14 protein-coding genes are annotated in these 18,189 nt (G+C 74.4%); 6 read left to right on the top strand and 8 right to left on the bottom strand.

Going from position 1 to position 18,189, the window contains the following annotated elements; translation table 11 throughout:
* Positions 1-271: 271 nt before the first annotated feature.
* The 4 genes from ACZ4MO_RS10930 to ACZ4MO_RS10915 all read right to left on the bottom strand — a co-directional run bounded on the left by ACZ4MO_RS10930 (position 272) and on the right by ACZ4MO_RS10915 (position 7,712).
* Complete coding sequence (locus ACZ4MO_RS10930) at positions 272-2,491, bottom strand: peptidase C14 (protein WP_186810325.1); 2,220 nt, start codon at positions 2,489-2,491, stop codon at positions 272-274.
* Positions 2,492-2,574: 83 nt separating this feature from the next.
* Entirely contained in the window at positions 2,575-4,848 is a 2,274-nt protein-coding gene (locus ACZ4MO_RS10925) for a peptidase C14 (RefSeq protein WP_222592335.1), read from the bottom strand.
* 906 nt (positions 4,849-5,754) lie between these two features.
* Positions 5,755-6,852, bottom strand: a complete 1,098-nt coding sequence (locus ACZ4MO_RS10920; protein ID WP_175007663.1) for a GNAT family N-acetyltransferase — start codon at positions 6,850-6,852, stop codon at positions 5,755-5,757.
* A 170-nt stretch (positions 6,853-7,022) separates the two neighbouring features.
* Positions 7,023-7,712, bottom strand: a complete 690-nt coding sequence (locus ACZ4MO_RS10915; protein ID WP_043653767.1) for a GntR family transcriptional regulator — start codon at positions 7,710-7,712, stop codon at positions 7,023-7,025.
* Positions 7,713-7,860: 148 nt separating this feature from the next.
* Here ACZ4MO_RS10915 and ACZ4MO_RS10910 point away from each other — a divergent pair, with 148 nt between their 5' ends.
* From ACZ4MO_RS10910 to ACZ4MO_RS10895, 4 genes are read left to right on the top strand one after another with little or no spacing between them, the layout of a single operon-like run.
* Entirely contained in the window at positions 7,861-9,507 is a 1,647-nt protein-coding gene (locus ACZ4MO_RS10910) for a hypothetical protein (protein WP_499278855.1), read from the top strand.
* On the top strand, positions 9,504-10,301 hold the full coding sequence (locus ACZ4MO_RS10905; RefSeq protein ID WP_175007665.1) for an SDR family oxidoreductase: 798 nt from the start codon (positions 9,504-9,506) through the stop codon (positions 10,299-10,301). The genes ACZ4MO_RS10910 and ACZ4MO_RS10905 overlap by 4 nt, the downstream gene beginning before the upstream one ends.
* A complete protein-coding gene (locus ACZ4MO_RS10900; protein ID WP_255436964.1) occupies positions 10,298-11,608 on the top strand; it encodes an enolase C-terminal domain-like protein in 1,311 nt (436 codons plus the stop codon). The genes ACZ4MO_RS10905 and ACZ4MO_RS10900 overlap by 4 nt, the downstream gene beginning before the upstream one ends.
* Entirely contained in the window at positions 11,605-12,444 is an 840-nt protein-coding gene (locus tag ACZ4MO_RS10895) for an SDR family oxidoreductase (RefSeq protein ID WP_175007666.1), read from the top strand. The genes ACZ4MO_RS10900 and ACZ4MO_RS10895 overlap by 4 nt, the downstream gene beginning before the upstream one ends.
* 39 nt (positions 12,445-12,483) lie before the next feature.
* On the opposite strand, the gene ACZ4MO_RS10890 is transcribed toward ACZ4MO_RS10895, so the two are convergent.
* The 3 genes from ACZ4MO_RS10890 to ACZ4MO_RS10880 all read right to left on the bottom strand — a co-directional run bounded on the left by ACZ4MO_RS10890 (position 12,484) and on the right by ACZ4MO_RS10880 (position 15,142).
* Positions 12,484-13,551, bottom strand: a complete 1,068-nt coding sequence (locus tag ACZ4MO_RS10890) for a type I restriction enzyme HsdR N-terminal domain-containing protein (RefSeq protein ID WP_499278853.1) — start codon at positions 13,549-13,551, stop codon at positions 12,484-12,486.
* A gap of 398 nt (positions 13,552-13,949) precedes the next feature.
* Entirely contained in the window at positions 13,950-14,282 is a 333-nt protein-coding gene (locus ACZ4MO_RS10885) for a nuclear transport factor 2 family protein (RefSeq protein WP_021482951.1), read from the bottom strand.
* A gap of 47 nt (positions 14,283-14,329) precedes the next feature.
* On the bottom strand, positions 14,330-15,142 hold the full coding sequence (locus ACZ4MO_RS10880; protein ID WP_175007668.1) for an SDR family oxidoreductase: 813 nt from the start codon (positions 15,140-15,142) through the stop codon (positions 14,330-14,332).
* Between the two features lie 70 nt (positions 15,143-15,212).
* On the opposite strand from ACZ4MO_RS10880, the gene ACZ4MO_RS10875 reads away from it, so the two are divergent.
* On the top strand, positions 15,213-16,217 hold the full coding sequence (locus ACZ4MO_RS10875; RefSeq protein ID WP_175007669.1) for an NAD(P)-dependent oxidoreductase: 1,005 nt from the start codon (positions 15,213-15,215) through the stop codon (positions 16,215-16,217).
* Between the two features lie 38 nt (positions 16,218-16,255).
* Positions 16,256-17,110 (top strand): fumarylacetoacetate hydrolase family protein, encoded by an 855-nt coding sequence (locus ACZ4MO_RS10870; RefSeq protein ID WP_175007670.1) that lies wholly within the window; start codon positions 16,256-16,258, stop codon positions 17,108-17,110.
* Between the two features lie 15 nt (positions 17,111-17,125).
* Here ACZ4MO_RS10870 and ACZ4MO_RS10865 read toward each other — a convergent pair whose 3' ends face one another.
* Entirely contained in the window at positions 17,126-17,998 is an 873-nt protein-coding gene (locus ACZ4MO_RS10865) for an SMP-30/gluconolactonase/LRE family protein (RefSeq protein WP_186810326.1), read from the bottom strand.
* Positions 17,999-18,189: the final 191 nt, after the last annotated feature.

The following is an 18,189-nucleotide window of genomic DNA, read 5'->3' as shown; positions in this document are numbered from 1 at the left end:
CAGATCGGCGCTCGTGTTAACTCGCGCACGACGCGATGCGGAGTTGTGACCTTTCGCGTCGCGGCTGCGGCACCGGCGCGGTGGTCGACGTGGGTCGGGGCCGGGGGTGGTGAGTGCGGGTCTACCATCCGCGCGGCTCGTTCCTCGCGGCGCTCCCGCCAGGCCCGCCACGACCCGCACTCACCACCCCCGGCCCCTTCGTCGTCTCGCCTCGTGCGGTGCTCACCGCGCCGGGTCGCGCCCGGTGCGGAGAGCGGCACGAGGGGGCTCGTCAGACGACGAGGTTGCCCGTCGTGACGACGCGGTCGCCGTCGTCGGGGAACGCCGTGCGGGTGACGTCCTGCTCGACGTTGCCGCTGTGCAGGACGTACGAGTCGCCACCCAGGGCGGACGGTGCGAGCGCCAGGGTCCCGCCCGCGAAGGTCGAGCCCGTGGCGGACCAGTTGTTGATACCGGCGTCGAGGTTCACGTGCCCAGTGTCGCCCGACGGCGCGGCGCTGCGGACGCCGTCGAGCGCCCAGGTGACCGGCTTGTCCGCCTTCGCCCGGCGCAGGAAGCTCCCGCCCGCGGGCTTGCCCTCGAGCCGGGCGCCGCCGTCGAGCCGGACGGTCTGCTCGGCCGCACCCGCCGCGACGACCGCGACGTTGCGCACGACGCCGCCGCGCACCGTGAGGTCGCCGCTCACCGTCACCGTCCCCTCGCCCTCGGCCGCCTCGAGCGTGCACGCGTCGAGGACGACGGCGCCCTTCCCGGCGAACGACGCGTTCTTCAGCCCGTTGAGGGTCGTGCGCACGAGGTGCACCGGGTTCGTGACGTTCGCCTGGGTGATCGCGGTGTCCGGCAGGACCGCGAAGCGCGACCCCTCGATGACGTTGGGCCGCTTCGACAGCGCCGAGGCCTGGGAGATGATCAGGGTGTCGTCGGCCTGGCAGCCGCGGAGCTGCACGCCGTCGGCGTTGACCCACAGCATCCCCGAGCCCGCGAGGCCGTCCTTGCGGATGACCTGCACGTCCTCGAGCGTGAGGTCGGTGACCTTGACGCGCGCGACGAACCACGAGCACACGTGCCGCGTCACCGTGATGCGCTTGGCCGCGCCACCCCAGGCCGCGCCCGAGTTGGCGAACGTCATGAGCCCCGAGTTCCCCACGTACGTGAGGTCGTGCTCGTACTGGCCGTGCGTGACGAACGGGCCCTGGTCGTCGCCGTCGCCGTGGCAGTTCTCCACGAGCCCGTACGACGACGCGGTCCAGTCGTTGAGGTGCCGCGCGTTGGTCGTGTGGCAGTCGACGACGTGCCCGTAGTTGCAGTAGATCTGCTGCGTCAGGTAGCCCGCGCCGCCCCACGTGACCGACGCCGGGTTGGTCAGCGAGCAGCCCGCCGTGCGGAAGAACGTGCTCCAGCGGCGCATGACGAGCGGCCAGAACGTCGCGACGCCGTGCACGTTCTCCACGTCGCAGCGCACCGCGTACTCGTAGGCGATCGGGTGCGAGCCGGTGTACTGGTCGCCGTCGGGCCGGCCGCGGAACGCGAGGTTGCGCACGTGCACCTGCTCGACCGGCTCGACGCGCGTCCACGTGAGCGTGCGGCCCTTCGCGAGCGACCAGCCCGCCTTGTAGTTGACGCGCACGTGGGTGGCGTCGACGATCTGCGTGATCTGGACGAGGCGCTGGAGCTCGCGCTCCCACCGGCCGGCGAGCGCGTTGACCTCGACCGCGTACCACTGGCCCACCTCGAACTGCGACGAGTCCGCGACCTCGTAGTCGTCGCGCAGCTCCGGCATCGTCGCCGTCAGGGTGTTTTTCCGGACGTCGTCCGTGACCTTCCCGCGGAAGAACAGCACGGCCGCGAACGGGTCGTCCTGCCCGGCGTCCTCGATGCCCTCGGTCGTCATGAGGTGGTTGCCGAAGTCGAGCTCGAGGTTCGAGCGCGTGAACGTGTGGCGCCGCGTGAAGTTGAGGTCCGTGTGGGCCTCGATGCGGGTGATGCTGGGGTCGTTCACGAGGGCGTCGAGGGCGTCGTCGGCGGGGGTGTCGGGGCCGAAGAGGCCGAACCAGCGGAAGTCTCCAGTGCCGGTGTGCAGCGTGTGCCAGCGCCCCTTGGCTCCCGCGTCCTTCGGGGCGAGGACGGTGCCACCGTTGGCGGCGGCGGTGGACTTCGCGTCGTAGCGCACGAGGCGCGCGGCGCCGTCGCCGGGGGTGGCGTGGCCGAGGACCTGGGCGACGGTGCCGTCGTCGAGCTTCTTGGCTTTCCAGCCGGTGAGCTGGGCGACGGTGGTGGCGACGAGGACCTCGTCGTCGGGCTTGTCGTCCTTCTTGGTCGCGAGCGGTGCGCCGGGGAGGGGCGCCGCGTGGGCGCTGCCGGTGCCGAGCGCGACGGCGCCTGCGGCGAGGGAGGCGATGCCGGCGACGCGCAGCAGGTGGCGCCGCGAGGGCGCCTGGGCGGCCTCGCCCGGCGCGGCCGTCGTCGGCTCGGTCGTGGTCTCGAGGGTCATGGGGTGTCCTTTCGTCGGCCCGGCGCGACGGCGCGGGTGTCGGTGGGGAGGGGGATCAGGTGCCCGGGCGTCACCCGGGCGGGTCACACGGTGAGGTTCGCGTCGACGAGCACGCCGTCGCCCGCGGTCGGCAGGCCCGCGCGGTCGACGCCGGTCTCGACGTTGCGCGCATGGAGGACGCGCACGCCGTCGGGCAGGTCGAGGCGACCGCCCGTGAACCGCGACCCGGTCGCGGCGTAGCGGTCCCCGGGGCGCAGCGCGACGTGCGCGGTGCCGTCGGCAGTCCGCAGGTCGGCGCCGCGGAGCGTGACGTCCACGGCACCCGCGCCGGTGCCGCGCGAGACGAGGGCCCCGGCCGTCGTCGTGCCCGCGGCCCGGACGCCGTCGAGCACGAGCCGCTGGTCGCGCGCGCCGCTGAGCCGCACGCCCACGCCCTGCCACGACCCGCCCGTGACGGTCACGTCCGCCGAGCCGAGGTCGACCGGCGAGGCCGGGGCGTCGTCCGTGCCGCCGACGAGCTCGCAGTCGGTGAACGTCACGGGGCCGGCGCCGCGCAGGATCGTGCCGTCCACGCCCGTGATGCGGGTGCGCACGAAGTGCACGGGGTTCGTCACCGGCGTCTGGTGCAGCACCGACCCCGCAGGCAGCGCGAACGCGCAGTCCTCGACGACCGTCGGGCGCCGCGACAGCGACGACCGCTGCCCGACGGCGAAGAAGCCGGCCGTGCAGCCGCGCACCTGTGCGCCGTCGGCGTTGATCGTGAGCGTCGCCTGCGGGTCGAACGTCGACCGTGCGACGACGTGCACGTCCTCGAGCGTGAGGTCCGTGATCTTGGTGCCCGCGACGAACCACGAGCACGTGTGGTGCTTGACCGTGATGCGCTTGGCCGCCGTGCCCCACTGACCGCCCGAGTTGGCGATGTCCATGAGCCCGCTGTTGCCGACGAACACGAGGTCGTGCTCGTACTGGCCGTGGGTCGTGAACGGGTTGCCGCCCTGGTCGTCCCCGTCGCCGTGGCAGTTCTCCACGAGGCAGTACGCCGACGCCGTGAGGTCGTTGAGGTGCCGCGCGTTGTGGCTCGTGCAGTCGGAGACCCGCCCGTAGAGGCAGTAGATCTGCTGCGTGAGGTAGCCGGCGCCGCCGTAGAAGACCGTCGGCGGGTTGGCGACCGAGCACCGCTCCGTGACGAAGTGGGTGTTCCAGCGCCGCATGATCACCGGCCACCACGTGCGGTGGCCGTGCACGTCCGAGACGTCGCAGCGCACCGCGTACTCGAACGCGACGGGGTGGGAGCCGGTCATCTCGCGGTCGTCGGGCAGCTCGCCGTTCGCCGGGCCGTCGAAGGGCCCGGACCCGTGGAACGTCATCGCGCGCACGTGCACCTGCTCGACGGGCTCGACGCGCGTCCAGGTGAGCACCCGCCCGGCGGGCAGCTCCCAGCCGTTCTTGTAGTCGACGCGCACGTGCGACGCGTCGAGCACCTGCGTGACCTGGACGAGGCGCTGGAGCTCACGCTCGTCCCCACCGCCGCCCGGGCGCTCGTCCGAGCGCAGCGCCCACCACTGCCCGACGGCGAACGCGCCCGCGTCCGCGACCTCGAAGACGTCCGCGAGGTCGGGGAGCGTCGCGGCGAGGGTGCGCTGCTGCGTCTCGTCGGTCACGCGGCCCTGGAAGAACAGGACCGCCCCGAACGGGTTGTCGTGGGCGTTGCGCTCGATGCCCTCCGTCGTGACCGTGTGCCCGCCGAAGTCGAGCTCGAGGTTCGAGCGCGTGTAGGTGTGGCGGCGGGTGAAGTTGAGGTCCGTGTGGGCCTCGATGCGGGTGATGCTGGGGTCGTTCACGAGGGCGTCGAGGGCGTCGTCGGCGGGGTTCTCGGGGCCGAAGAGTCCGAACCAGCGGAAGTCCGCGGTGCCGGTATGGAGGGTGTGCCAGCGGCCGGTGGCACCGGCGTCGGTGGGGGCGAGGACGGTGCCGCCGTTCGGGGTCGCGGTGGACCTCGCGTCGTAGCGCATGAGGCGGGCCGCGCCGTCGCCCGGGGTCGCGTGGCCGAGGAGCTGGACGACGGCGCCGTCGTCGAGCTTCTTGCCCCTCCAGCCGGTGAGCTGGGCGACGGAGGCGGCGACGAGGACCTCGTCGTCGGGCTTGTCGTCCTTCTTGGTCGCGAGCGGTGCGCCGGGGAGGGGCGCCGCGTGGGCGCTGCCGGTGCCGAGCGCGACGGCGCCTGCGGCGAGGGAGGCGATGCCGGCGACGCGCAGCAGGTGGCGCCGCGAGGGCGACGCCGCCGCCTCGGTGGTCGTGGGATCGGTCGCGTCGGGGTGGCCGGACGCGGGGCGGGTCTGGGATCGGGGAGTGGACAACGGGGGCACCCTTCGTGACGTCGGGAGGACGCCGTGCGGGCGAGCGACGCGATGGCTCCGGCGGCCCGGGGCTGCGGGGTGTTCCGGGGGAGCGGTGCTGCGGGGTCGTGCGGTTCCGGTGCTGGGTAGGGGGTCAGCGGGTTCGTGCGCGTCGTTGCGACGGTGAACCGGACTCTCGGAGAGTAGCCGGATGCTATGGCATCGTCAAGAGCAGCCGGCAATGCGTAGGCGCAGGTCAGAGTGGTTGTCGGGTGTGGAAGATTGCCATAGCAAGCGAACCCCGGGACACGGCGGCACGCCAGCCACGCCGAGGTAGAGCCGTGGTCTGCCGAGGTAGAGCCGTTGCCGCGCGAGGTAGAGCTCCGGTCACGCGAAGTAGAGCCCTGGTTCGCCGAGGTAGAGCTCCGGCCACGCGAGGTAGAGCCGCGGTGTGACCTGGGCGCGCGGGGGCTTGGGTCGGTGCGCCGTCGGTCGGTCTGGCGGTCGTGGGCCGGGAGGCCCGGCTCGGTCGCCTCTTCACCTCCATGCCCGCCCGCCACTCGGCGACCGCCGGGCCTGGGGCTCCCCGGTGGCGGCCCGGTGCCTCGTCGACCAGGCCGTCCCGGCGGGTCGAGCAGGCGAAACGGGTGCGTGAGGCGACCTGGACGCGCCCGGACCGCCTGATCGACGGGGCGGCGCCATGTCGCGACACGGAAGTGTCGCGTGCGCTGCACAGCGACGACCTGGACCAACCCCCTCGTCCCGAGCGCGCGCCGTCGGGCATCAGCGCGGGTTCTCTGCTGCGGCCCGCCGTGGCTCTACCTCGGCGAACCACGGCTCTACTTCGGCAGGCCAGGGGTCTACCTCGGCGAACTGCGGCTCTACCTCGGCGGACCGGGGCTCTACCTCGTGGTGTGGGTCAGTCGGTCAGAGGTAGTCGCCGGGCCAGTGGAAGGCCACCCCGGTCGCGGCGGCGTCGCGGAGGTGCGCGACGACGTCGGCCGTCGCGCGGACCGGCCGGAGCATGCCGGTCGTGTCGGTCGAGACGACGGGCGCGGCGAGGACGGCGGCGGCGAAGCGGTCGGTCAGGGCGTGCGCGGGGAGGCGCACCTCGACGGTGGCGGAGCCGTGCAGGTCCGCGCGGTGGAGCGTGGTGCGCGCGAGGGCGTCGACGACGTCGCGCGCGCGGTCCGACGCCGGGTCGACGCCGAGCTCGCGGACCTTCAGCACGTCCGGCGCGGGCTCGAGGGCGAGGGAGCCCACGACCTGCCCGTCGGCGGCCCGTGCGGTGAACACCTCGGCGCCGGAGTACCAGAGCGGGATGCGGCGCTCCCAGTGCTCGGCGGTGCGCCGGGTGGCGAGGGGGCGTGGTCCGTCGGCCACCGTGTCGAACGCGTCGTGCAACACGGCGAGCTGCTCCCACCCCAGCGCGACCGACCACGCGGGCCACGGGACGCCGGGCAGGCGGTCGGTGCGGACAGTCAGGGGTGCGTCGTCCGCCGAGCCCGACGGCGGCGCCCCCGGCCCGGACGGCGCGTCGCCTGGGGTGGGAAGGTGGAACGACTCGGCAGCGAGACCGTTCACCGCGTGGGTCGCCGCGTCGTCGACCGGACGCGGTGCGCCGCGCAGGAGCGGCACGTCGAACGTCTCGAAGCCGCTCGACCGGTAGACGCCGGGGGTGCCGGTGAACAGGAGCGCGACGTCCGTGCCGTCCTGCTCCATCTGCTCGACGGCCCGCGCGAGCAGTGCGCGGACGAGTCCCCGGCCCCGCGCCTCGGGGGCGATCGCGACGTTGGCGACGCCGCCGGCCCGCAGAGTGTCGCCGTCCGGCCCGCCGAGCTCGCGCGGCGTCCAGTACACCGAGCCGACCACCCCGCCGTCGAGCGGGTCGAGGGCGACGTGCGTGCGGTCGAGCCGGTCGTCGTCCGTCTCGTAGACCGGCACCATGAGCGGCGCGTCGAACGCGCGGCCCCACAGCGCGTAGAGCGAGGGGACGTCGTCGGGCGTGGCGGTGCGCAGGTGCATCAGGATCCCAGGGTCCGGGCCGGTGTTGACGGGATGCTATAGCAAAAGTAGGGTCGCGGGACGACCGTCGGCGTGCGACGCGACGGACCGTGCGGGCCGGGCTGGGCGCGCACGGATGCCCCGGGTGGCGGCGGTGCCGCCATCCGGGCTTCTCCTGCGAGCGCGAGCGGTCAGCCGTTCGCGGCGGCGGGCTCGGCCTCGTCGTCCGTGTGGCTCGCGAGGCGCGCGGCGGCCTCGCCGATGTGCTCGGCCATGACGCGCTGGGCCGTGTCCGGGTCGCCGCCCGCGATGGCGTCGACGATGAGGTCGTGGGTGCGCGCGTGCGCGACGCGCGCCTCGGGTTCGAGCGCGGCGTTCGCGGCGCGCAGGAACCCGGTGATGCGGCTGCGGAGCTGGGCGTTGAGCGTCATGAGCATGCGGTGGTCGGCCATCTCCCAGAGCTGCTCGTGGAAGCGCCGGTCGAGCTCGAACACGCGGGCGTTGCTGCCCTTCTCCGCCGCCTGGACCATCTGCTGGACCGTCTTGCGCAGCTTCGCCTCCTTCGCCGGGTCCCAGGCGTCCTGGACCCGCACGACGGCGAACTGCTCCAGCAGGGTGCGCAGGCTCGAGATCTCCTCCAGGTCGCGGCTCGTGAGCGCGGCGACGCGCGCGCCACGGTGGGGGAGCCGCTCGACGAGGCCTTCCTGGGTCAGGCGCGTGAGCGCCTCGCGCACCGGGATGTGGCTCGTGCCGAGGCGTTCGGCGAGCTTGCGCTCGACGAGCCGCTCGCCCGGCGCGAGATCGCCGCTGAAGATCGCCTCGCGCAGCTCGACCGTGACGCGGTCGGCGACGTTCTGGTCCGGCACGCTCTTGAGCGCCATGGTTTCTCCGTGGTGTCGTGGGGGCGGCGGGCTCGGATCGTCGAGGGTCGGGCGCCGCTGAAGGATAGCGGCCACGGTGCCGTCCCGGGGGCGTCTCGACAAGACAACATGCTATAGCATCGGCACTCCCGAGCCCAGAGGAGGTGCGATGGTCGCCCTGCACACGCGGGCCCCCGTCCCCGCGTTCGTCGGCCTGGCCGGCATCGCAGTCCGCGACGTCACGCCCGCCCCGGGTATCCGGGCGCGCAACTGGGGCCCGGCGGACTGGGACGTCTCCGAGGGCGCCCACCGCGCGATGACGCTGACCGCCGTCGCGCTCGCAGAGGAGCGCCCCGACCCCGGGGCCTCCGAGCCCTTCGTCCTCGTGACGATCGACGGCACGTGGTGGCGCCGGGTCGACGACGAGGCGACCCTGCGCGCGACCGTCCTCGACGCGACCGGGCTGCCCGTCGAGCGCCTGCTCGTCTCGCTCTCCCACACGCATGCCGGGCCGGTCCTGTGCTCGGGCGACGCCGACCTCGCGGGCGGGGACCGCGGCGTCGCCTACCTGCACGACCTCGCGCGCGCAGCGGCCGACGCCGCCGCGGAGGCGATCGCGTCCCTCCGGCCCGCGACCCTCGAGTGGACGACCGGCCGCTGCGGCCTCGCGTCGAACCGCGAGGCGCTGCTCGACGGCTGCGCGGCCGGGGACGCGGGGACGGCCGCGGGAGCCGCTGCGGCGAGCACGCCGCCCCGGCCGCTCGTCGGCTTCAACCCCGACGCCGGCACCCCGCGCTCGCCCGGTGCCGACCCCGCGGACGACACGGTCGTCGTCGGGCGGCTCACGGCGCGCCCCACGCGCGCCGCGGACCCCCGGCCCGACGGCGCCGCGCCCGCGGGCGAGGACGTCACCCTCGCGACGATCGTCAACTACGCGTGCCACCCGACGACGCTCGCGTGGCAGAACCGGCTCGTCTCGCCCGACTACGTGGGCGCGATGCGCGACCTCGTCGAGCGCGAGACGGGCGCCCCCGTCGCGTTCCTCCAGGGGGCGTCGGGCGAGCTCGCCCCGCGCGAGCAGTACACGGGCGACACCGCCGTCGCGGACCGCCACGGCACCTCGCTCGGCCACGCGGTGCTCGCCGCGCTCGCGGAGCTCCCGCCGCCGGGCACGGAGCTGGAGCTGACCCACGTCGTCGAGTCCGGCGCGCCGCTCGCGGTCTGGGAGCCCGCGCCGTCGGCCGCGCTCCCTGGCACCGGCACCGGCACCGGCACCGCCGCACGGCCCGACGCCCGGACGCTCGCCGCCGTGACGGAGCCCGTCACGCTCGACCTGCGCGACCTCCCGACGTGGGACGAGCTCGAGGCCGAGTGGGCCGGCATCGACCCGCGCTCACGCGAGGAGCGCCTGCGCCGCGCGCGGAACCTGCGCGACGGCTACGTCACCGGCCCGACCGTCCAGCACCCCACGTGGGTGTGGCGCGTCGGCGAGGCGCTGCTCGTCGCGCACCCCGGCGAGGCGTACTCGCGCCTCCAGCGCACGGTGCGTGCCCACGCCGGGACGCGGCCCGTCGTCGTCGCGAACCTCACCAACGGCCCCGGCTTCGTCTACCTGCCCACGCGCGAGGCGTACGACGTCGGCGCCTACCAGGCGTGGCAGTCGCCGCTCGCGCCGGGCTCGCTCGAACGCCTGGAGCGGCACGCGTGCGCCGTCGTCGACGACGTGCTCACCGGCACCGCCGCCTGGCCCCCCGGCGTCGGCGCGCCACGACCCGTCGCACCCCCGACCCGTCCCGTCCCCGAGGAGGACCAGTGACCACCCCCGCCCCCGACGCCCCGCGCGTCCCGCTCGCCGTCGTCACCGGGGGAGCGGCCGGCATCGGCCGTGCCGTCGCCGAGCGTCTCGCGACCGACGGGTTCCGGGTCGTGTGCGCGGACGTCGTGCAGCACGACCTCCCCGCGCTCGACCTCGGCGCCGTCCCCGACGCGCCCGGACTCGTGTGGGCCCCGCTCGACGTCACCGACCACGCCGCCGTGCGCGCCGCGTTCGACGACCTCGCGGACGGGTTCGGCGGGATCGACGCGCTCGTCAACAACGCGGGCATCCAGCGCCACCGCGCGCTCGAGGACCTCACGTGGGACGAGTGGTCGGCCGTCGTGGACGTCAACCTGCACGGCGTCTTCGCGTGCCTCCAGGCGGCGGGTCGCCACATGCTCGCGGCCGGCCGGGGCGCCGTCGTCAACATCTCGTCCGTCTCGGCCCGCGGCTCCGCCGGTCGGGCCCCGTACTCCACGACCAAGGCCGCCGTCGTCGGGCTCACCGCGACCGCGGGCGCCGAGTGGGCCGCGCGCGGCGTGCGGGTCAACGCCGTCGCGCCCGGGTACATCGACACGGGCGTGTTCCGCCAGGGCGTCGCCCAGGGCACGCTCTCGGAGGAGACGATCCTCGCGCGCATCCCCGCCCGCCGGCTCGCCCAGCCGGAGGAGATCGGCAACGCGGTGAGCTGGCTCGTGTCCGACCAGGCCGCGTACATGGTCGGCCAGACCGTCTACGTCGACGGCGGGTTCCTCGTCGACTACGGCGTGCCGCTCGCCAAGAAGCCGGAGTGAGCGCGGTGCCCGCCGCGCGCGTCGTCGCCGTCCGCACTGCGACGACGGTCGTCCCGCTGCCGCAGCCGCTGCGCCTCGGCGCGATGACGGTCGAGCGCCGCGAGTACGTCGGCGTGCGCGTCGTCGCCGAGACGGACGACGGCCGCGCCGTCGCCGGGGAGTCGTACGCGCTCACGCGCGAGGCGCCCATGGCCGAGCTCGTGGACCGGCTCGTCGCCCCGCACGTGGTGGGCCGCGAGGTCGTGGCGTCCGACGGCGTCGCCGCGCGCCAGAGCGTCGGCGCCGCGGGGGACGCGGCCCTGCGCGGGTCCGCGATCGTCGGCCGCGTGGGCCTCGTGCGGCGCGCGATCGGCCTGGTCGACGTCGCGCTGTGGGACCTCGCGGGCCGGCTCGCCGGGCGTCCGGTGTGGTCCCTGCTCGACGACGGCGCGGACCTCGCCGGGTCCGCGGGGCCGGGTGTCGGCGGCGACGGGGACGCTCCGTCACGTGCTGTCGCCGGGAGCCCTCGTGACGTCCCGTCCGTGGCCGTCGCGGTGCCACGCCCCGCGATCCTCGTCGCGGCGTACCCGACGCCCGGCCGCACCGCGCGCGACGTCGCGGACGAGGTGCTCGCGCACGCGCGCGCCGGGTGGCCGCTGCTGAAGATCTCGCGCTCGCCCGACCGCGCCCTCATGCGCGACCTGCTCGCGATCCTGCGCGCCGAGCTGCCCGACGTCACCGGCCGTCCGACCGTCGCGGGGCGCAGCGGCGTCGTCGTCGACGTGGGCTTCGGCTGGCGCGACGCCGACGAGGCGCTCGCGGACCTCGACGCGTGGGGCGTCACGGGCGCGGCGGGGGAGAGCGCGCCCGCGCTCGCCTGGCTCGAGGACCCGCTGCTGCCCGAGGACGCGGCCGGCGCGGCGCGCGTCCGCGACGCGTCCGGGCTGCCGCTCTCCGTGGGCGACGAGGTGACGGACCCCGAGGTCTTCGCCCGGCTCGACGCGCGGGGCGCGCTCGACGTGCCGCGCGTCGACGTCGTCGCGATCGGCGGCATCACGCCCGCCGACCCGCTCGTGCGCGCGTGGGCCGCGCGGGGGAAGGTCGTGTCCAGCCACGTGTACCCCGAGGTGAGCGTGCACCTGGGCGGAGCGGCGGGCATCGGCGTCGAGACGTTCGACCGCTCGCCCGCGGGCAACCCCTACGACCCCGCGCCGCTGCTCGTGCACGGCGGTCCCGTTCTCGACGGCGGCCACGCGACCCCGTCCGACGAGCCCGGCCTGGGCTTCACGCTCGACCCCGACCGCTTCGACCTGGAGGCGACCCCGTGACCGGACCCTCGGCTGGACCCGCGAGCGAGCACCGCAGCGCCGTCGTCACCGGCAGCGGCAAGGGCATCGGCCGCGCCGTGGCCGCGCGCCTCACCGCTGACGGGTGGACCGTCGTCGGGCTGGAGCGCACCCCCGGCTCGGGGACGGTCGAGGAGGGGGTGTGCGCAGCCGTCGTGCTAGGGGACTCGCGCGACCGCGAGACCCACCGCGAGGCCGCGCGGGCCGCGCGCGACCTCGCGCCGCTCGCCGGATGGGTGAACAACGCGGGCATCACCGTCCGCACGCCGCTGCACGCGCTCGCCGACCCGGAGCGGGCGGCGCAGGTCGAGCAGGACGCGCGCGACGTCGTCGAGATCAACGGCCTCGGCTACCTCTGGGGCTGCGCCGCCGCCGTCGAGGCGTTCACCGACCAGGTGAGCGGCGGATCGATCGTCAACATCGGCTCGATCCACGGCCGCGCGGCGTTCGCCGACCACGCCGCCTACGAGCTGACCAAGGGCGGCATCGACGCGCTCGCGCGCTCCGTCGCCGTGACGTACGGGCGGTACGGCGTCCGCGCCAACACCGTCGCGCCGGGCGGGGTGCGCACCCCGCACCTCGACGCGCAGATCGCCCGTGCGGCCGACCCGGCAGCCGAGGAGCGCGCGCTCGCCGAGGGCCCGCCGCTCGGGCGCATCGCCGAGTCCGCGGAGATCGCCGCCCTCGTCGCGTTCCTGCTGTCCGACGAGGCCGGCTACGTGTCCGGCCAGTCGATCGCCGCCGACGGCGCCTGGACCGCGTCGTTCGGCAACCCGCCCCACGACCCCGACCTCGACGCGCGCTACGGCCTCGCCTGACCGGGGGGATCACCGACGCGGGGCGGTCCGTCACACCCTCTAGAGGTAGTTGTGGACGGTCTTGCGCACGTGCTCGGCGTGCTCGTAGATCTCGTCGAGGGACGTGATCGGGTGCCGCGTCTCGACCTTGTTCTCGTCGAACAGCCCGAGATACCTCTGCCCGGTGTTGAAGTGCAGGCGCGCGATCGGCTTGCGGTTGTTGTCGTCCAGCAGGACACCCATGTAGCTCTTGGTGTCACGATGCACGATCCGGGCCGGTGAGACCTCGCTGCACGCGATCGCGCGGATGATCTGATAGCCCTCGATCTCGTCGAGGGTGGTCTCGATACCCCGGTCGTCGGGGCGCGTCGCTTCGGCAACACTCTCCTGTGCTGCCTCGGTGCCGGTCATCGGCACGCTGCCCGCGTCCGGGTACGCCTGGCCACCGAGCGCCGCCTTCAGCCTGTCGTTGACCTGGTCGGCGAGGAACTGCTTCATCGCCTTGGCGACGAGAGTCCTGAACTGCTCCTTCACCTTCTGCGTGAACGAGCCGTCGTACACCCGGTTCGTGAGCGCCTTGATCCACTCGTCGTCCGGCTCGCGGAACTGAGCGGCGAGCGCACGCTTCAGAGCGCCGATGTACTTGAGCTCCTCCGCGGCGCTGACGACGGACTCCAGATCGAATGTGTCCTTCGTGAGCTTCTGCACCTCAGGGATGAGCGTCTCGTCCAGGTCGAGCAGGTCGAGCTGGAGGAAGGGCTTCTCGTCCATGCGGTTGGGCTTGTCGAGATCGGTGAAGAAGTGGAAGTGCTGCCCGTTCGTGAGGATGGCGATCCGGGCGTTGGTCGTCGCGAAGTAGCGGAACAGCTGGGAGGCGTGGTTCAGGCTCAGCGGGGACCCGATCGTCTTCGCCTCGACGAGCATCTGGAGCTCGCCGTCCTTGACGATCGCGTAGTCGATCTTCTCGCCCTTCTTCGTTCCGACGTCCGCCGTGAACTCGGGGATCACCTCGTTCGGGTTGAAGACGTCGTACCCGAGGACCAACGAGATGAACGGCATGACGAACGCGTTCTTCGTCGCTTCCTCGGTGCCGATCGTCGCCTTCTGCTGCTGGATCTTCGTCGCCAATGACGCCAGTCGTTCGCCGATCTCCACAGTGAGTTCCCCCTGGTCGTGCCGTTGCGAAAGGTTGCGGGGAGCCTAGTGCGCTGTCGCGGCCGGCGACAGAGCGAGGCGCTCATCTCGGCGGGTGAACATCGGGAGCCGCGCAGCAGCGTGTGAGGCGGACGACCTCGCCGGCCTGGTGAACGCGGCCGACGACCTGGTAGACCTCCGCGCCGCGAAGGCCGCTCGCGACGAGCTGAGCGGCATGGGGGCCTGCGGTGCCCTGGGAACAGGTCAAGGCTGACCTCGGCCTGGCGTGAGGCACCGGATCGAGGCCGCGCGCCCGCCCCTGCAGGCGCAGAAGATCGCTCGCCCCGGCGCGGTGGGACGCCGCCGCGAGGGTGACCGGTAGACCGAGGGCCTCAGCCCTTGACCATGCTCGCGCGGGTGATGAGACCGTCGCGGACCTCGAACGTCGCGATGGTCTCGCCGGTGCCGTTCGACGTCGTGACGAGCTCGCGCGCGACGAGCCAGCGGTCGCCGAAGGTCACGGACGCGTCGATGACGCAGTGCAGCGCGGTGTCCTCGAACCGGCTCGCGTAGAACGCGCGCAGGGCGTCGCGGCCGACGATCGGCTCGGGGGTCACGCCGCTCACGACGGCGTCGGGCGCGTAGGTCGCGCAGAAGCCGTCGAGGTCACGGACGTTGAAGGCGTCGACCTGGGCGGTGACGACGGCGGACGGGGACGTGCTCATGGGTGCCTCCTCGGGCAGGGTGGGCGAGTGGTGCGTCGGACCGGCGGTCAGTCGATCCGGACGCCGCCGTTGACGTCGTACGTCGCGCCCGTGACGAACCCGGCGCGCGGGGAGGCGAGGGACGCGACGACCCAGGCGACGTCGTCGGGCGTGCCGAAGTCCCCGAGGGGGATGGACGCGGTGAGCCCGGCGCGGGCGTCGGGTGCGAGCTGGTCGGTGATCGCGCTCGTCACGGGGCCGGGGGTCACGGCGTTCACGCGGATGCCCTCGCTCGCGAGGATGCGCGCGAAGGAGCGCGTGATCGCGAGGATCGCGGCCTTGCTCGCGGCGTAGTGCACGCCGGTCTTCAGTGCGCCCTGCTCGCCCGCGATGGACGAGAGGTTGACGATCGCGCGGTCGCGCGCGGTCCGCTCGTCGGGCGTGACCGTGGCCCCGGCGGGCGACGGTCGGTCTGCGCGCAGCAGCGGGAGCGCGGCGCGCGACAGCACGAACGTGCCGCGCGCGTTGGTCTCCATGACGAGGTCCCACTCGTCGAGCTCGATGTCGTCGAGCGCGCGGTAGGGGCACACGCCGCCGTTGTTGACGAGCACGTCGAGGCGTCCCCAGGCGTCGGTGACCTCGGCGACGAGCGCCTCGACGGACGCGGTGTCGCGCAGGTCGAGGCGCGAGACGCGCGTCGCGGCGCCCTCCTCCTCGCACCGGGCGGCGGTGGCGCGCGCGCCGGCCTCGCCGCCGGTGTACGTGAGCCAGACGTCGTGCCCGTCGCGCGCGAGCTGGAGGGCGGTGGCGGCACCGATGCCGGAGCTGGCGCCGGTGACGAGGGCGAGGCGGCGGCGGGCGCCGCCCGGGGCAAAGGTCATGAGCCCACGCTATAGCATCCGACCGGCCCGAGGGTTGGTCGAGGGTGCTATTTGCTATAGCATTCCTCGCATGACAGCCGACACCGTCGTCATCACCGACTGCGACCTGCCCGGGACCGCGTGCGAGGACACCCTGACCGCCGCCGGGCTGCGGGCCGTGCGTGCCGCCGCGCGCACCGAGGACGAGGTGATCGCCGCCGTCGACGAGGCCGCCGCGAGCGGGTCCGCGCCCTCCGCGCTCGTCGTGCAGTGGGCCCCGATCACGGCCCGCGTGCTCGACGCCGTCGCCGGCCCGGGCGGGGTGCGCATGGTCTCGCGCATGGGCATCGGCTACGACATGGTCGACGTCGCGGCCGCCACCGAGCGCGGCGTCGCCGTCGCCAACACCCCGACCTACTGCATCGAGGAGGTCGCGAGCCACACGGTCGCGATGATCCTCACGCTCGACCGCGGCCTCGTCGCCTACGACCGCGCGCTGCGCGCCGGCACGTGGGCCCCGACGGCGCAGCACGCCGCGCGCCTGTCCAGCACCGTCGTCGCCGTCATCGGGTACGGGCGGATCGGCTCCGAGGTCGCGCGCTCCGCCCGCGCGCTCGGCTACCGCGTGCTCGTGCACGACCCGTTCGTCGACCCGCAGGCCGTGGCCTCCGACGGGCACGAGGCCGTGGGGATCGACGAGGCCGTCGCGCGCGCCGACGTCATCACGCTGCACGCGCCGCTCACCGAGTCGACGCGCCACCTGCTCGACGCCCGCACCCTCGCGGCCGCGAAGCCCGGCGTGCGGGTCGTCAACACGTGCCGCGGGCCGCTCGTCGACGAGGGCGCGCTCGCCGACGCGCTCGCGTCCGGCCACGTGGGCTCGGCCGCGCTCGACGTCTACGCGACCGAGCCGCTGCCCGCCGACTCGCGCCTGCGCACGCTCGACAACGTGCTGCTCACCCCGCACGCCGCGTGGTTCTCGCCCGAGGCCATGCAGGACCTCCCCGTGCACACCGCGCGCAACGCCGTCGACTTCCTCGCGGGCCGCCCCGTGCCGTCGATCGTCAACCCGGACCACGCGCGCGCCCTCGCCTGAGGAACCGCGCCACCCGCCCCGACCTAGGAGACCCACCCGTGCAGCTCGTCCGACTCGGCCCCCTCGGCCAGGAGCGTCCCGCCGTCCGCGAGGACGGGGTCGTGTACTCCCTCGACCCGCTCACCCGCGACATCGACGGCGCGTTCCTCGCGGCCGACGGCGTCGGCCGGGTCCGCGCGGCGCTCGCCGCGGGCGCGCTGCCCGTGCTCGACGGCGCCGACGAGCGGCGCGTCGGTGCGCCCGTCGCCCGGCCGACGGCCGTCGTCTGCATCGGGATGAACTACGCGGAGCACGCAGCCGAGTCCGGCTCGGCGCCGCCCGACGTCCCGATCGTCTTCTGGAAGCACTCGAACACGGTCGTCGGCCCGCACGACGACGTGCTCGTGCCGCCCGGCGCGACGACGGTCGACTGGGAGGTCGAGCTCGGCGTCGTGATCGGCCGCCGGGCGCGCTACCTGTCGTCCCCGGAGGAGGCGCTCGACCACGTCGCGGGCTACGTCCTGTCCCACGACGTCTCCGAGCGCGACTACCAGATGAAGGTCTCCGGCGGTCAGTGGTCGAAGGGCAAGAGCTGCGAGACGTTCAACCCGCTCGGCCCGTGGCTCGTCCCCGCCGACGAGGTGGACGTCCAGAACCTCGGGCTCCGGTCCTGGGTCAACGGCGAGCCCCGCCAGGACTCGACGACGGCCGACATGATCTTCGACGTCGCCTCCCTCGTGCACCACCTGTCGCAGTACATGGTCCTCGAGCCCGGCGACCTCATCAACACCGGCACCCCGCAGGGCGTGGCCCTCTCCGGGCGCTTCCCCTACCTGCGCGCGGGCGACGTCGTCACGCTCGAGATCGACGGCCTGGGCCGCGCCGAGCAGCGCGTGCGCGACGCCGTCCGCTGACGACCGCGGGGACGCTCAGCCCGCGAACGGCAGGGCCGGGAGCCCCTGGACCCCCGGGTCCGCCACGAACAGCGACCCCGACGCGGCCTCGTCCGCGTCGGGGTCGTCCAGCCCTTGGCGCGAGGTCGTGACGAACAGCCGGTCGAGGTCGTCGCCGCCGAACGTGCACGCGCTCACCTGCGACACCGGGAGCGGGACGACGGCGTCGAGCGTGCCGTCGGGGGAGTAGCGCCGGACGGCCCCGCCGCCCCACAGTGCCACCCAGACGCCACCCTCGGCGTCGACCGTGAGGCCGTCCGGCATGCCGTCGTCGGGGTCGATCTCCACGAACGCGCGACGCCGCACGAGACCGCGCGAGTCCTCCGCGGCGGGCACGACGTCGAGCACGTCGATCCGCCGCGTCGCCGAGTCGACGTAGTAGGCCCGCGACCCGTCGGGCGAGAACCCGAGCCCGTTCGACACCTCGACGCCGTCGAGCGCGACGCGCGACGACCCGTCCGACTCCACCCGGTACAGCGCGCTCGGCCGCTCGCCCTCGGCCTGGCCGCCCACGTAGAACGCGCCGTCGGGCGCCGCCGCCCCCTCGTTGAGGCGGACCGTCGGGTCGTCGACGAGCGACGCGAGCGTGCGGACGGGGGCGCCGTCGCCGTCCGCCACCGCGACCGACCGCGCGAGCCCGACGACGAACCCGCCCCCGGTCCGCGGCCGCACCACGGCCGCGTGGTCGCCCACGTGGAGGCGGTCGACGCCGCCGTCGGGCCGCAGCGTCAGGAGGTCGCCCGCGAGCATGTCCACGTACCGCAGGCCGCCCCAGCCCGGCCACCACACCGGGCCCTCCGCGTGGTAGGCGACGGGACCGGTGACGTTCTCGACGGAGATCTCAGGCATCCGACCATTCTCGCCGAGGGCCGTCGGCCCGCGCGGCGGGCGTAGGGTGGACGCATGATCACGCAGAGCTGGTGGTGGCTGCCTCCGCAGCCGTGACCAGTCCTGCCCACGTCCCGAGCTGCGCGCCGCAGCCGGGACGTCGTCATGTCCGGGCCGGTCCGGTCCTCGACCGGGCGTGGTGCGTGGCTCCC

It is taken from the genome of Sphaerisporangium cinnabarinum (genome assembly GCF_055567015.1).
The sequence above is the reverse complement of the archived record's forward strand: the minus strand, read 5'-3'. Positions and strand labels throughout refer to the sequence as shown.

What these genes read in the sequence shown, in the direction of transcription:
- ACZ4MO_RS10875 (WP_175007669.1), top strand. Translation starts at nt 15,213, where the DNA reads ATGACAGCCGACACCGTCGTCATCACCGACTGCGACCTGCCCGGGACC.
- ACZ4MO_RS10885 (WP_021482951.1), bottom strand. Translation starts at nt 14,282, where the DNA reads ATGAGCACGTCCCCGTCCGCCGTCGTCACCGCCCAGGTCGACGCCTTC.
- ACZ4MO_RS10930 (WP_186810325.1), bottom strand. Translation starts at nt 2,491, where the DNA reads ATGACCCTCGAGACCACGACCGAGCCGACGACGGCCGCGCCGGGCGAG.
- ACZ4MO_RS10920 (WP_175007663.1), bottom strand. Translation starts at nt 6,852, where the DNA reads ATGCACCTGCGCACCGCCACGCCCGACGACGTCCCCTCGCTCTACGCG.
- ACZ4MO_RS10880 (WP_175007668.1), bottom strand. Translation starts at nt 15,142, where the DNA reads ATGACCTTTGCCCCGGGCGGCGCCCGCCGCCGCCTCGCCCTCGTCACC.
- ACZ4MO_RS10915 (WP_043653767.1), bottom strand. Translation starts at nt 7,712, where the DNA reads ATGGCGCTCAAGAGCGTGCCGGACCAGAACGTCGCCGACCGCGTCACG.
- ACZ4MO_RS10865 (WP_186810326.1), bottom strand. Translation starts at nt 17,998, where the DNA reads ATGCCTGAGATCTCCGTCGAGAACGTCACCGGTCCCGTCGCCTACCAC.
- ACZ4MO_RS10910 (WP_499278855.1), top strand. Translation starts at nt 7,861, where the DNA reads ATGGTCGCCCTGCACACGCGGGCCCCCGTCCCCGCGTTCGTCGGCCTG.